Source organism: Azoarcus sp. CIB (genome assembly GCF_001190925.1).
Classification (GTDB): Bacteria; Pseudomonadota; Gammaproteobacteria; order Burkholderiales; family Rhodocyclaceae; genus Aromatoleum.
Genome location: NZ_CP011072.1, coordinates 4668013 through 4681984 on the forward strand (window position 1 = coordinate 4668013; position 13972 = coordinate 4681984).

Genomic DNA, 13972 nt, shown 5'->3' on the forward strand with positions numbered 1-13972 from the left:
GGAGACCGTGCCATGACCCGCCACACCTTTCGCTCCCTGCGCTCCCTTCGCACCCTGGGCCTCCTAGGCGCCGCGCTGGCGCTGCTTGCCGCCTGCGGCAAGACCGAGCCGCCGGCCATCCCCTTCGCGCCGTACGCGACGGATTACGCGAGCAAACCCGACTTCGCCCAGCTCGAGCACCAGTTCCCGCTGACGCCGGCCGAGCTCGCGAAGATCACGCCGGAGAACCTCGCGGTGCTGAACCAGGAGCAGCTCGACCAGATCTATGCGCGCCTCGCAACGGGGCCGATCCCGGACGGCCCCTTCGACGGCAGCATCGTCCTGCCCGAGGGCGAGAGCGGCAAGCTGCGCGCGGGCGAGATCGTCGGCGGACTCGCCGGCTTCGCGCTGCACCTGAAGGGCATCGCTGTCGACAAGATCGGCGAGACGTTGTGGAAGGGCAAGGTGTTCTACCGCAATGAGCGCGTGCTGCGGAACCGCATCGAGGATCTGGAGATCTTCCGCAAGGCCGGTCTCGTCGAAGGCGAACCGAAGAAGATCACCGTCGGACGCAAGGACGCGTGGCTGCTGTTCCCCGCCAAGCTGTACTGCGGCCAGAGCCTCGTCGATTCGCGGCGCGAGTCGGTGATCATCGACTACGCCTTCACCGACGAGCTGCCGGGCTATCAGGAGAAACCGGACTTCCTCGCCGGCCGGCGCGGACTCAAGGTGCGCGACGAGATCCGCATGGTGCGCCCCGGCCTGTACCTCGGACGCGCCTACATGGACCGCGTGTTCGTGCTGAACTTCGTCCTCTACAACAAGGAAATCGCCGAGCGCGACGGTCCGGCCTTCCAGAAGACGGGCAGCGTGCAGGAAGACTGCTGGGGCGGCACGCAGAAGCGGGTCGTCGTCGCAACGAACTAGGCCGGCCACGGGCGGCGAGGAGAATCCGGCGATGCGCGCCGCGAACCGGGCCAGTGTGGCGATGCTCGCGGCGGCGCTCGCGGTCGCGCTGTGGGACTACGGCCGCCGGGCCCCGCCCAGCGCGGCCGAGCCCACCGCGGCGGCGCGCGGCGAAGCCCGCACGACGTCGGCACCGCCTGCCCGCCTGGTGCTTGCGCCGGACGCCTACGGCGAGGACCTGCCACCGGCCGGCGCGTCGCTGTTCGACCAGCGCGTCGCGGCGCTCGGCGGCGCGGCGGCCCTGCCCTATCCGTTCGAGAAACTGCTGCAAGGCCTGGAAGGCGGCGGACAGTGCGCGGACCTGCCCGACGGGCGCTGCCTCGTGCGCGTGCTGATCCCGATCGGCCGTTCGCTGCAACGCCTCGCGGCGGCGCCGGAGTTCTTCCGCCACCCACGCGTCGTCGCCGCCATGGCCGGCGAACCGGCCGCCCACGGCCCGGGTCCGCTGCAGCGCGACCGTCTGTATCTCGGCCACGTCGGCGACAGCGAGGTCATCGAGGTCATCAGCTACAACGAGGCAGCCGCCCGCTTCGAATTCCAGCTCGTGCTCGACTACCGCAGCGGCGCACGGCCACGCGTCGTGTACGCGTCGCGCGCGCTGTGTCTCGCGTGCCACCAGAACCATGCGCCGATCTTCTCGCGCCCGCTGTGGCAGGAGACCAATGCGAATCCGGCGATCGCGGAGAGGCTCGCGGCGCGGCAGGCGAGCGTCGAGGGGGTGCCGGTGCGGCGCGGCATCGACCTCCCCGGCGCGATCGACGCCGCTGCCCAGCGCGCCAACCGCTTCGCGCTGTGGCAGACGCTGTGGCGCACGGGTTGCGGCGACGGCGAGCGCGGCGCACGCTGCCGCGCCGCGCTGTTCGAGGCCGCGCTGCGCTACCGCGCGACGGGACGCCACGAGCACGTCGCGCTGCATGACGCGATCCTGCCCGCCTTCGCCGCCGCTTGGCAGGCCCACTGGCCGGGCGGGCTCGCGCTGCCCGACGCCAACATCCCCAACCGCGATCCGCTGCCGGAAGGACTGGCCCGCGCGGACGGCGTGATGCTCGCGAACATTCCCGCGCCGTTCGAGCCGCTCGCACCGCGGCCGCCGCTCGAAGTCTGGCAGCTGCCGGACACCCGGCGCCTCAACGAAACCGTCGCGGGGCTGGCCGACCTGCTGGGCGAACACGATCTCGCCCGCCTGCGTGCCGCCCTGCGCGGCCATGCGTCGCAGGCGGCCGACTTCGCCCGCGTCGGCGGCGCGATCGCCGCCCTCGCCGCTGCGCCGGGCGGCGGACCGTTCGCCGCGGGGCCGTTCCGGCGCGAAGCGCTGATGGCGGCGCTCCTCACCCGGCTCGGCAGTCCGGAACGCGAATCCGTCCCCCTCGCGACAGCGGCACCGGTGCGCGACAGCCCGCACTTTCCGCCCGCGACGTCCGCCGGCCTGTTCCAGCGCTACTGCACCCCCTGTCACCAGACGCCATCGGGCACCCCGCCGAATTTCCTGCACGGCGACGAGGCGACCGTGCGTGCCCGCCTGACGCACTGCGCCGCGCGCATCCGCTATCGCCTCGCGATGTGGCAGCAGGCGCCGGAGACACGCGCGAAGACGCCGATGCCCCCGCTGCAGGCGCTGCGCCCGCTCGGCGCCGACCCGTCGAGCTGGGCGGCGAGCGCCGAGCTCGCGACGCTCGCCGCCTACGCCACCGAACTCGCGGGCGGCGCACCGATGCCGCAGCCGGACAACTACGAGGCCCTGCCTCCCTGCCTGCCCGCCTCGGGCTAAGGAGCGCGACGATGCCGATCCTGCGCCGATCCTCCCCCAAACCGCCCCCGCCCGCGCCACCCGCAAGACGCTGGTGCTGCGGCGTCTTGCTCGTCCTCGCCGCGCTGATGCTGGTCCCGGCGACGCTCGCCGTTGGGCTGTACGTGCGCTTTTCCGCCGACGAGCCGGTGGGCTACCCGGACATCGAGCGCCACTTCAAGTACGGCTCGACCGGCGGCGAACGCGCATCGGGCTTCCCGTACTGGATCTGGCAGGTGCTGCCCAAGGTGTGCGCGAAGTACCTGCCCGGCGACGGCTACGCCTCGCTCGGCATGATCTTCGAGGAAGGCCGCACGCTGCCGGTTGGCGTGTCGATGCGCCGCAACCTCGGCCTCGACCGCGTCTTCCTCAACTGCGCGGCCTGCCATGCCGGCACTGTGCGCGACACCCCCGAGGCCGCGCCGCGCGTGTATCTGGGGATGCCGGCCCACCAGCTGAACCTGATGGGCTTCGAGAACTTCTTCTTCAACTGCGCCGCCGACGCGCGCTTCAGCCCCGACACCATCATCCCCGAGATCGACGCGCGCGCCGGCAAGCTCAGCCCCTTCGACCGCTACGTCGTGTATCCGGTCGCGATCGCGCTGATGCGCGAGCGCCTGCTGATGCTGCGCGAGCGCTTCGCGTGGTCGCTGTCGCAGGCGCCCTGGGGCCCGGGGCGCGTCGACACCTTCAATCCGTCGAAGGCGCTGTTCAACTTCCCGTCCGAACGCCTCGCGCCCGAGGAGCGCATCGGCACCACCGACTTCCCGTCGATCTGGGAGCAGCGGAAGCGCAAGACGCGCGACGACGGCCAGCCGATGCAGCTGCACTGGGACGGCAACAACACCAAGGCCGAGGAGCGCAACAAGAACGCCGCCTTCGGCACCGGCACGACGCCGCCGACGATAGACCTGGTCGCGATCGGGCGCCTCGAGGAATGGCTGCTCGACGCCGCACCGCCGAAGTACCCCTATGCCATCGACGCGGCGCTCGCCGCACGCGGCGCGCCGCTCTACGCCGAATACTGCGCCGGCTGCCACGGCGCCAGCGGGCAGGACTTCCGCGGCCCGCTGGTCGGCCACGTCACGCCGCTCGCGGGGATCGGCACCGACCGCCACCGCCTCGACTCCTTCACCCCTGAGCTCGCGCAGAACCTCGGCTCGGTCTATGCCGGCTACCCGTGGCGCTTCACCGGTTTCCGCAAGACCTTCGGCTACGCCAACATGCCGCTCGACGGCCTGTGGCTGCGCGGCCCCTACCTGCACAACGGCTCGGTACCGACCGTGCGCGACCTCCTCGAACCGGCCGCGCAGCGCCCGGCGAGCTTCTGCCGCGGCTACGACGTCATCGACCGAGACAAGCTCGGCTTCGTCAGCGACGTGTGCGAGGAAGGCGCGCGCACGTACTTCCGCTTCGACACGGCGATCCCCGGCAACGGCAACGGCGGCCACGAGGGCGGGCCCTACGGCACCGAGCTGCCCGCCGACGACAAGGCCGCGCTGGTCGAATACCTCAAGACCTTCTGATGCCGGAGGCGGCGTGATGCAAGCCACGAACGAGAACGACACGGGCAGCCCGGGCAACGATCCCCTCGCGCCCCCGCCCAGGCACCGCTGGCTGTGGATCGCGCTGACCGTGCTGCTCGCCGCCGGCGCCGCGCTCGCCTACCTCGGCTGGTACCGTTTCCTGCGCGAGGAGGCACAACCGGCGTGGGTCACCGCCACCCCCGAGATGCGCTGGAAGTACGGCTCGATCGGCGCGGAGAACGACGCGGGCATCCCGTACTGGATCTTCTACGTGCTGCCGCGCATCTTCCCCGAGAAGCTCCCCGGCGCGGGCGGCTACGCGTCGCTCGGCGTCGCCTGGGAACAGGGCATGGAGCTGCCGATCGGCTTCACCAAGAAGACCATCGGCTTCCCGCGCGTCGCCAATACCTGCGCCGCCTGCCACACCGCCAGCTACCGCAGCCGCCACGACGAGAACCCGACCTATGTCGCCGCCGGGCCCGGCCACACGCTCAACCTCGAAGCCTTCTTCCGCTACCTCATCGACTGCGCCAAGGACCCGCGCTTCACCCCCGACGTGCTGATGCGCGAGATCGCGCTGGTCACCGAACTCGACTGGCTCGACCGCCTCGCGTACCGCTTCCTCATCATCCCGATCACGAAGAAGCGCCTCCTCGAACGCGAGGCGCAGTTCGCGTGGATCTACCGCAAGGACTTCCCCGACTGGGGGCGCGGGCGCGACGACGCGATGAACCTGACGAAGTACTTCATGATCGAGGCGCCGATGGACGACAGCTTCGGCCCCACCGACATGCCCGCGCTGTGGAACCTCGACAAGTACAAGCCGGAGAAAGGGCATTTCATGAACCTCGCCGGCGACAGCCACGACGCGCGCTCGGTGATCATCGATTCCGCGCTCGGCGTCCTCGGCGCGCCGCCCAAGGACCGCCAGGCCTTCCTCGGCCACGTCGACTGGCTGCACGCCTTCCTCGGCAAGCTGCCGGCGCCGAAATACCCGTTCGCGCTCGACGCCGAGCGCGCCGCCGCCGGCAAGGCCGTGTTCGATGCGCACTGCGCCGCCTGCCACGCCTCCGACCGCACCGGCACGCGCCTGCCGATCGCCGAGCTCGGCACCGACCGCGGGCGGCTGGACAGCTGGAACAAGGAAGCCGCGATCGAGGCCAACCGCGTCGTGCGAGCGATGGGCATCACGCGCAAGGGCCTCGTCGAGGAAACCCTCGACGGCTACGTCATCCCCTTCCTCGACGGCATCTGGCTGCGCGCGCCCTACCTGCACAACGGCTCGGTGCCGACGCTGCGCGACCTGCTCGAACCGCCGTCACGGCGCCCGGTCGAATTCCTGCGCGGCTATGACGTCTATGATCAGGTGAAGGGCGGCTTCGTCACCGCCGGCAGCGATGCCGAACGCGTCGGCACCCTGCACGACACCCGCCTGCGCGGCAACGGCAACGACGGCCACCTCTACGGCACGGAGTTGCCCGACGCCGACAAGGATGCGCTGGTCGAATACCTCAAGACCCTCTGACCCTTCCTCCCTCGCGGACACGGCATCCGACGCATGACTCCCGCACCGACCGCCTTCATCAGCCACGCCGCCGACGACGCCACGACCGCCGCCGAGCTGTGCCGCCACCTCGAATCGCGCGGCATCCGCTGCTGGATCGCCCCGCGCGACGTCACGCCGGGCCGCGAATACGCCGCCGAGATCCTCTCGGGAATCGAATCCTGCAACGCCTTCGTGCTGCTGCTTTCCGGCCACAGCAATGAATCGCTGTTCGTGCACCGCGAAGTCGAACGCGCGACGAGCAAGGGCAAGGCGATCTTCCCGGTGCGCATCGAGAACGTGCTGCCCGACCGCGAGCTCGAACTCTTCATCTCCTCGGCGCACTGGATCGATGCCTGGGAGCAGCCGCAGAGCGACCAATGGGAGCGGCTTGCACAGGCAATCCGGGGCGTTCGCCCGACCTCCACGCCCGCCGGGCTCCGGCACCACACCCCGCCCGCAGGCGCGAGTCGCGCGCGTCACCTGCGCCTCGCCGCCGGCATAGGCATCGTCGTCGTGGCAATCCTCGCCGGCAGCTGGATCATGCGCGGTGAACGCGCACCCGACGCGCCGCCTGCCGATTCCGGACCTCGGCCCGCAGCCCCCGCCGGGCCGTCAGAGGGCCGCGTCACGCCCGACCGCGTCGCTCCGGTCGTCCCCGACGAAGCGCTACGGACGGACTCCCCGCAGCCGGCGCCCGAACAGCCTGCTGCTCGGTCCGCAGGAGCCCCCGAGGCCGTCGCCCCCTGCCCGCAGACCATCGCGTCCGGACCCAAGCGCCCGACGCCGGTCACCTGTGACTGCAGCGCCGACAACATCGGCGCCGGCACGGTCTGGGGCTCGGACCTGTACACCACCGATTCGAATCTCTGCGATGCTGCCGTACATGCGGGAGCGATCACCCGCAGTGGCGGCACCGTCACCGTCGAACGTCGTCCGGGACGCCTGCTGTACGTCGGTTCGTCCCGCAACGGTGTCGTCTCGCACGACTACGGCGCCTTCGGCACCAGCATGCACTTCGCCGGAACCCCCTTGCCGGCGGAACCCGGCCCCTGCCCCGCGCGCCTGTCCGTGAACCTCAACCTCCCCACCCCGTTCACCTGCACCTGCAGCGCCGACCGCGTCGACGACGGCACCGTCTGGGGCTCGAACCTCTACACCACGGATTCCAGTCTGTGCCAGGCGGTCGTACATGCGGGAGCGATCGCCCGCAGTGGCGGCACCGTCACCGTCGAACGTCGGCCGGGACGCCTGCTGTACGTGGGTACACCACGCAATGGCGTCGTCTCGCACGACTACGGCACCTTCGGCACCAGCATGCGCTTCGCCGGCACGCCCGACCCTGCGGAGCCCGGCCCATGCCCCGGCCGGCTGTCGATCAATGCCAACCTCCCCACCCCCTTCACCTGCGTTTGCAGCGCCGACCGCGTCACCGACGGCACCGTCTGGGGCACGGACCTTTACACCGCCGACTCGAGCCTCTGCCGGGCCGCGCTGCACGCGGGGGCGATCGCCCGCAGCGGCGGCACCGTCACCGTCGACTACCAGCCCGGTCTCGAGGCCTACGCCGGTACGCGTCGCAATGGCGTGGCGAGCCACGACTACGGCACCTACCCTTCAAGTATCCGCTTCCGGTGAATTCAGGCGCCGGACCCATCAGATCGAGGATCGCCCCATGACGACCGACCGCACGACCGCAACGCCGCCCCTCGTCGAAACGATCGTCGTGCCGCGCGCGAGCGACCTCGGCGGCGGCTTCAAGGTGCTGCGCGTGCTGCCCTCCGCGCAGCGGCGCATGGTCGGCCCCTTCGTGTTCCTCGACCAGATGGGCCCCGTGCAGCTCGACGCCGGCACCGGCCTCGACGTGCGCCCGCACCCGCACATCGGACTCGCGACGGTGACCTACCTGTTCGACGGCGAGATCCTGCACCGCGACAGCCTCGGCAGCGTGCAGCCGATCCGCCCCGGCGAACTGAACTGGATGACCGCCGGCCGCGGCATCGTCCATTCCGAGCGCACGCCACCCGAGCTGCGCCCTGCCGGACCGCGGCTCTCGGGCCTGCAGGCGTGGGTCGGACTGCCGACACGCGACGAGGAGATGGCGCCCGCGTTCGCGCACCACGGGGCGGACGAATTGCCCGTCATCGCAGAACCCGGCCTGCGCATCCGCGTGATTGCCGGCGAAGTGTTCGGCGTGCGCTCGCCCGCCGAGACGCGCTCGCCGCTGTTCTACGCCGACGTTACGCTCGTACCGCAGCAGCGCCTGCAGATTCCGCCCGAGCACGAGGAACGTGCGGCCTACATCGTTGAAGGCGCCGTGCGCATCGACGGCCAGGCCTATCCGCCCGGCCAGCTGCTGGTATTCGGCCGCGGCGCCGACGTGACGCTCGCCGCGCTGGGGCCGACGCGCCTGATGCTGCTCGGCGGCGAGCCGCTCGACGGCCCGCGCTTCGTATGGTGGAACTTCGTCGCCAGCACGCGCGAACGCATCGAACAGGCCAAGGAGGACTGGCGCGCCGACCGCTTCACGCCGGTGCCCGGGGAAACGGAACGCATTCCGCTGCCCTGACGCGCACCACCCACCACCAGGAGGACCCGATGAGCTCGACCCTGAACGAGGAAGGACGCAACCTGCTGTTCCGTGAAGCACGCACGCACAACGAATGGCTGGACCAACCGGTCGGCGACGACACGCTGCGCGAGTTGTACGAACTGATGAAGTGGGGCCCGACGAGCGTCAATTGCTGCCCCGCGCGCATCCTGTTCCTGCGCACGCCCGAAGCGAAGGCGAGGCTGCTGCCGGCGCTCGCGCCCGGCAACGTGGAGAAGACGCGCAGCGCACCGGTCACCGCCATCATCGGCTACGACGGCCGTTTCTACGACCTTCTGCCGAAGCTCTTCCCGCACGCCGACGCCCGCGCGTGGTTCGTCGATACGCCCGAGCTCGCCGAGGCCACCGCGCGGCGCAACAGCTCGCTGCAGGGCGCCTACTTCATCATGGCTGCGCGCGCGGTCGGACTGGATTGCGGACCGATGTCGGGCTTCGACCAGGCCAAGGTCGACCATGAATTCTTCCCCGCCTCAGGGCGCACGGACAGCGAATTCAGCCAGGAATACTTCCCCGACAGCCACGTGAAGACCAACTTCCTGTGCAATCTCGGCTATGGCGACCGGGCGAAGCTCTTCCCGCGCAGCCCGCGGCTCGATTTCGACGAGGCCTGCAAGCTGCTCTGACCGCGGCGAGCCCCGCGCCGGGCACAACGGGCATGCGGCACCCGCTTGTCAGGCGCCGCGGAACCCGGGCTTGCGCTTTTCGAGGAAGGCATTGATGCCTTCGACGAAATCACCGGTCGCACTGCAGCGCGCGAAGGCCTCGGCCTCGCTCTGCAGCTGGATCTCGATCTTCGCGTCCGCCGACGATGCCAGCAGGCGCTTGATTTCGCCGTAGGCGTGACGTGCCCCGTTCTGCAGGCGGGCGACCAGCGCCGCGGTTTCGGCGTCGAGTTCCGCGGCCGGGACGACGCGATTGACGAGGCTCAGGCGGAACGCCTCGGCGGCATCGAAACGGTCGCCCAGCAACAGCAGTTCCGCCGCCTTGCGCCGACCCACGATGCGCGGCAGGAACCACGACATGCCGCCGTCGGCGGACAGGCCGATCGACGAATAGGCGGTCGTGAATTTCGCGCTGTCGGCGCACAGTGCGAGGTCGCAGCCCAGCATCAGCGACAGGCCGAAGCCCGCGCAGGCGCCGCGCACCTTGGCGATCACCGGCTGCTGCAGGTTCTGCAGGATCTCGACCGCCGGGTTGATGTGCTTCTCGATGATCGCGCGGAAGGCGACCATGCGCGCCTGGGGACCCAGATGGAACTGCGTCGCGAAATCCTTGAGATCGCCTCCGGCCATGAAGTGATCGCCGGCCCCGGCGATCACCACGACGTCGATATCCTTCAGGTCGCGCAACCTGCGTGCAGCGACCAGCAGGTCTTCCATCATCTCGATGGATAAGGCGTTGAGCTGCGCCGGACGGTTCAGCGTGAGAGTCGCTACGCGGTTTTCGACGTCGAGCAGTACGGTGTTGGCCATGAACTTCCTTCCTTGCGATTATGTCTGCCGCGTCGCGGCGTTGGATCCTGATCCTCGTAGTATGCCGCGAGACTGCGTGGGTTGTAATCCGGCCGGAGCGGGGGCGGGGCAATCGCATGAATGCGCTTGTCGTCAGGTCGCTCGCGGAATTGTTCGTCAAGGCACGGACGTAGGGTGGGAGGAGCGCAGCGCATCCCACCACACGGCTTTCGGGGCCATTCCGACGGCCGAAATGGCGGGATACGCTTCGCTTCTCCCGCCCTACACGGGGTCGTACGAGTGCCCTGGCAGCGAGGCGGGGCGGCGGCCTCGCTCTTGTGATCCCGATAAGGGCGTCAAAGGTGTCTGCCGCGAGCCTGACGCCCCCAGCGCACCCGGACCATGAAGATATGGCAATCAACCGCGGGATCACACCCGCTCGAACACCCCCGCCGCCCCCATCCCGGTCCCGATGCACATCGAGATCATGCCGTAGCGCAAGGACGCATCCCGCTGCATCGCGCTCATCAGCGTCGCCGTGCGGATCGCGCCGGTCGCGCCGAGCGGATGTCCCAGCGCGATCGCCCCGCCGAGCGGATTGACCTTCGCCGGATCGAGCGACAACTGCCGCATCACCGCCAGCGCCTGCGCCGCGAAGGCCTCGTTGAGTTCGATCCAGCCGACCTCCCCGAGCGCGACGCCGCCCGCCTTCAGCGCGCGCGGGATCGCCTCCACGGGGCCGATCCCCATGATCTGCGGCGGCACGCCCGCGACGGAATAACTGACGAAACGCGCGATCGGCGTCACCCCATAGCGCTTCACCGCCGCCTCGCTCATCAGCAGCACCGCCCCGGCGCCATCGGACATCTGCGAGCTGTTGCCCGCCGTGACCGAGCCGCGTGCCGCGAACACCGGCTTCAGCTTGCCCAGCGATTCGAGCGATGCATCCGCGCGCGGCCCCTCGTCGGTATCGACCACGCTCTCGACGACGCGTGCCGCGCCGCCCTCGCCGGGCACATGCGCACGCACCGTGTAGGGGCTGATCTCGTTGCGGAAGAGGCCCGCCGCGATCGCCGCGCACGCGCGCTGGTTCGAATGCAGCGCGAAGGTGTCCTGGTCCTCGCGGTTCACCTTCCACTGCTGCGCGACTTTCTCGGCCGTGAGGCCCATGCCGAAGGCGATGCCGACATTCTCCTGCTTCGCGAAGATCGCCGGGTTGAGGCTCACCTTGTTGCCCATGATCTGCGGCATCGCGCTCATCGACTCGGTGCCCGCGGCGATCATCACCTCCGCCTCGCCCAGCCGGATGCGCGCCGCGGCATCCGCGACCGCCTGCAACCCGGACGAGCAGAAGCGGTTGATCGTGATGCCCGGCACGGTGTCGGGCAGGCCCGCCAGCAGCAGGCCGATGCGTGCGACGTTCATGCCCTGCTCGGCCTCCGGCATCGCGCAACCGACGATCACGTCGCCGATCTCCTGCGCGTCCAGCCCCGGCACCTTCGCGACCACCGACGACAGCACGTGCGCGAGCATGTCGTCGGGGCGCACGCTGCGGAACAGGCCGTTGCGCTTGGCGACCGGCGTGCGCGTCGCGGCGACGATGTAGGCTTCCTGAATCTGTCTGCTCATGTCGTTTTCCCCTTCAGTTCCTGAGCGGCTTGCCGGTTTCAAGCGTGTGCGCGATGCGCTGCTGCGTCTTCTCCTGCTTCAGCAGATCGACGAACAGGGCGCGCTCGACGTCGAGGATCCACTGCTCCGTCACGTGCGAATTCGTCTCCACCTCGCCACCGCACAAGGCCGTGGCCGCGGCCTTCGCCACCTTGTAGTCGTAGGGCGAGATGAAGCCGCCCTCGGCCATGTTCACCAGCATCAGCTCGCAGGTCGCGATGCCGTTGCGGCCCGCGACCGTCACCGCGCGCTGCACCAGCGGCGGCCGGTAGCCCGATTCCGCGAGCGCCCGCGCGCGGCGGATCGCGACGTACAACAGTTCCTGCGGATGGAACACGACATCGTCGGTGGGCTTGGCGAAGCCCAGCTGCACCGCCTCCAGCGCGCTCTTCGCGACGGTCGCCATCGCGATCGTCTGGAAACTCTGCTGGATGTAGGGAAACACGTCGCCGCCCGCGGCCTTCTGCGCGAGGGTGTGCGCCTGCAGCGCGAACTCCTTGCTGCCGCCACCGGCCGGGATCAGGCCGACGCCCGCCTCGACGAGGCCGACGTAGCTCTCCAGCGCCAGCACGCGGTGCGCCGAATGCATCGCGAACTCGCAACCGCCGCCCAGCGCCATGCCCTGGATCGCTGCGACGACCGGCACCTGCGCGTGCTTGAGCGTCATCGACGCGCGCTGGAACTTCGCGACCGTGCGCTCCAGCATGTCGAACTGCCCCGCCTTGCACGCCTCGGCGACCTGCTGCAGGTTCGCGCCGACCGCGAACGGCGCCGGATGCCACAGCACGATGCCGTCGAGGTCCGTCTCGGCACGCGCGACCGCTTCCAGCAGCCCGTCCAGCACCTCGTCGCCGATCGCATGCTGCTTCGACTTGAAGGACAGGATGCCGATGCGCGCGTCCTGGTCGGGGCGCGTCCACAACCTGACCCCTTCATTTTCCCACAGCGTCTCGCCACGGTCCGACGGTGCCTCGCCCAGCACCTGCTCCGGATAGAGCTGGCGCCTATAGACCGGCAGCGTCGAGCGCGGCTTCAGCGCGGCCGTTGCCGCGGAATACGAACCCCCCGCCTCATGCACGCCCTTGCGCTCGAACACCCACGCCGGCAGCGGCACCTTGGCCATCGCGCGACCGTGGTCGATGTCGAGCTGGATCGCCTTGGCGATCTCGCTCCAGTCCGCCGCCTGCCAGGTCTCGAACGGACCCTGCGACCAGCCGAAGCCCCAGCGCATCGCCAGGTCGATGTCGCGCGCGTTGTCCGCGATGTCGCCCAGATGCACGGCGCAGTAGTGGAACACGTCGCGGAAGATTGACCACAGGAACTGCGCCTCCAGCAACTCGCTCGCGGCCAGCAGCGAGAAGCGCTCGACCGGGTCCTTGATCCTGAGCATCGTCTCGACCGCCGGGATCACGTCGCCCGCGCTCGGGCGGTAGTCGCCGGTCTTGAGGTCCAGCACCTGGATCTGCTTGCCTTCCTTGCGGTAGATGCCCGCGCGCGTCTTCTGCCCCAGCGCCCCTCTTGCGATCAGCGCCTGCAGCCATTCGGGCGTCTTGAAGTGCGCGTGCCACGGGTCGTCCGGGAGCGTCGCCTGCATCGTGCCGACGACGTGCGCGAGGGTGTCGAGGCCGACGACGTCGGCGGTGCGGTAGGTGGCGCTCTTCGGGCGGCCGATCAGCGGACCGGTGAGGCCGTCGACCTCGTCGAAACCCAGCCCGAGGCGCGCGGTGTGGTGCATCACCGCGAGGATCGAGAACACGCCGACGCGGTTGGCGACGAAGTTCGGCGTGTCCTTCGCGCGCACGATGGACTTCCCGAGCCGCGTCGTGAGCCAGCTCTCGAGCTGATCGAGCATCGCCGCCTCGGTGTCACGCGTCGCGATCAGCTCGACGAGCGACATGTAGCGCGGCGGATTGAAGAAGTGGATACCGCAGAAGCGCCCGCGCAGCGCCGCCGGCATGCCCTCGGCGAGGCCGTTGATCGACAGCCCCGAGGTGTTCGACGCGAAGATCGCGTCCGGGCGGATGAAGGGGGCGACCTTGGCGTACAGGTCCAGCTTCCACTCCATTTTCTCGGCGATCGCCTCGATGATCAGGTCGCACTCGCGCAGCTTTTCCAGGTCGCTGCCGTAGTTCGCCGCGTCGATGAACGTTGCCCGGTCCTTCGCCGCCAAAGGCGCGGGGTCGAGCTTCTTCAGGCCGGCGAGCGCCTTGTCGACGATCGCGTTGGGCTTGCCGTCCTTCGCCGGCAGGTCGAATAGCAGCACCGGCACGTCGGCGTTCGCGCAGTGGGCGGCGATCTGCGCCCCCATCACGCCCGCACCGAGCACTGCGACCTTGCGGATGATGAAATTGCTCATGCCAACTCTCCGGTCAATGCACATGGCATGCATTCGGCGCAGCCGCTGCCCGCGGCGAATGCTGCTCTCTTCTTTTTAGCGGATGA

The 13972-nt window shown here is 69.7% G+C and carries 10 protein-coding genes; 7 read left to right on the top strand and 3 right to left on the bottom strand.

The features are described 5' to 3' along the window. Nucleotides 1–12: 12 nt before the first annotated feature. Genes AzCIB_RS20950 through AzCIB_RS20980 form a run of 7 tightly spaced genes read left to right on the top strand, consistent with a single transcriptional unit; the run spans nt 13 to nt 9034 of the window. Nucleotides 13–906, top strand: a complete 894-nt coding sequence (locus tag AzCIB_RS20950; protein ID WP_050417672.1) for a hypothetical protein — start codon at nt 13–15, stop codon at nt 904–906. Nucleotides 907–937: 31 nt separating this feature from the next. Then, entirely contained in the window at nt 938–2713 is a 1776-nt protein-coding gene (locus AzCIB_RS20955) for a hypothetical protein (RefSeq protein ID WP_050417673.1), read from the top strand. A gap of 11 nt (nt 2714–2724) precedes the next feature. Continuing rightward, complete coding sequence (locus tag AzCIB_RS20960) at nt 2725–4257, top strand: c-type cytochrome (RefSeq protein ID WP_050417674.1); 1533 nt, start codon at nt 2725–2727, stop codon at nt 4255–4257. A gap of 16 nt (nt 4258–4273) precedes the next feature. Then, the gene (locus AzCIB_RS20965; RefSeq protein WP_050417675.1) at nt 4274–5782 is read left to right on the top strand and encodes a c-type cytochrome; all 1509 of its coding nucleotides are present in this window, start codon (nt 4274–4276) and stop codon (nt 5780–5782) included. Nucleotides 5783–5815: 33 nt separating this feature from the next. After that, complete coding sequence (locus tag AzCIB_RS20970; RefSeq protein WP_050417676.1) at nt 5816–7438, top strand: LCCL domain-containing protein; 1623 nt, start codon at nt 5816–5818, stop codon at nt 7436–7438. A gap of 37 nt (nt 7439–7475) precedes the next feature. Beyond that, entirely contained in the window at nt 7476–8369 is an 894-nt protein-coding gene (locus AzCIB_RS20975) for a pirin family protein (protein ID WP_050417677.1), read from the top strand. A 29-nt stretch (nt 8370–8398) separates the two neighbouring features. Then, on the top strand, nt 8399–9034 hold the full coding sequence (locus AzCIB_RS20980; protein WP_050417678.1) for a malonic semialdehyde reductase: 636 nt from the start codon (nt 8399–8401) through the stop codon (nt 9032–9034). A gap of 48 nt (nt 9035–9082) precedes the next feature. Here the strand turns inward: AzCIB_RS20980 and AzCIB_RS20985 are convergent, their stop codons facing one another. The 3 genes from AzCIB_RS20985 to AzCIB_RS20995 form a co-directional block, all read right to left on the bottom strand. Then, nucleotides 9083–9883 carry an enoyl-CoA hydratase/isomerase family protein gene (locus AzCIB_RS20985; RefSeq protein WP_050417679.1) on the bottom strand — a complete coding sequence of 267 codons (801 nt, stop codon included), beginning with the start codon at nt 9881–9883 and terminating at the stop codon, nt 9083–9085. Nucleotides 9884–10291: 408 nt separating this feature from the next. After that, nucleotides 10292–11491 carry an acetyl-CoA C-acyltransferase gene (locus tag AzCIB_RS20990; RefSeq protein ID WP_050417680.1) on the bottom strand — a complete coding sequence of 400 codons (1200 nt, stop codon included), beginning with the start codon at nt 11489–11491 and terminating at the stop codon, nt 10292–10294. Between the two features lie 13 nt (nt 11492–11504). After that, a complete protein-coding gene (locus tag AzCIB_RS20995; protein WP_050417681.1) occupies nt 11505–13886 on the bottom strand; it encodes a 3-hydroxyacyl-CoA dehydrogenase/enoyl-CoA hydratase family protein in 2382 nt (793 codons plus the stop codon). Nucleotides 13887–13972 lie beyond the last annotated feature (86 nt).

Coding starts and splice junctions, on each gene's coding strand:
- AzCIB_RS20965 (WP_050417675.1), top strand. CDS start 4,274: ATGCAAGCCACGAACGAGAACGACACGGGCAGCCCGGGCAACGATCCC.
- AzCIB_RS20995 (WP_050417681.1), bottom strand. CDS start 13,886: ATGAGCAATTTCATCATCCGCAAGGTCGCAGTGCTCGGTGCGGGCGTG.
- AzCIB_RS20950 (WP_050417672.1), top strand. CDS start 13: ATGACCCGCCACACCTTTCGCTCCCTGCGCTCCCTTCGCACCCTGGGC.
- AzCIB_RS20970 (WP_050417676.1), top strand. CDS start 5,816: ATGACTCCCGCACCGACCGCCTTCATCAGCCACGCCGCCGACGACGCC.
- AzCIB_RS20980 (WP_050417678.1), top strand. CDS start 8,399: ATGAGCTCGACCCTGAACGAGGAAGGACGCAACCTGCTGTTCCGTGAA.
- AzCIB_RS20955 (WP_050417673.1), top strand. CDS start 938: ATGCGCGCCGCGAACCGGGCCAGTGTGGCGATGCTCGCGGCGGCGCTC.
- AzCIB_RS20960 (WP_050417674.1), top strand. CDS start 2,725: ATGCCGATCCTGCGCCGATCCTCCCCCAAACCGCCCCCGCCCGCGCCA.
- AzCIB_RS20990 (WP_050417680.1), bottom strand. CDS start 11,491: ATGAGCAGACAGATTCAGGAAGCCTACATCGTCGCCGCGACGCGCACG.
- AzCIB_RS20985 (WP_050417679.1), bottom strand. CDS start 9,883: ATGGCCAACACCGTACTGCTCGACGTCGAAAACCGCGTAGCGACTCTC.
- AzCIB_RS20975 (WP_050417677.1), top strand. CDS start 7,476: ATGACGACCGACCGCACGACCGCAACGCCGCCCCTCGTCGAAACGATC.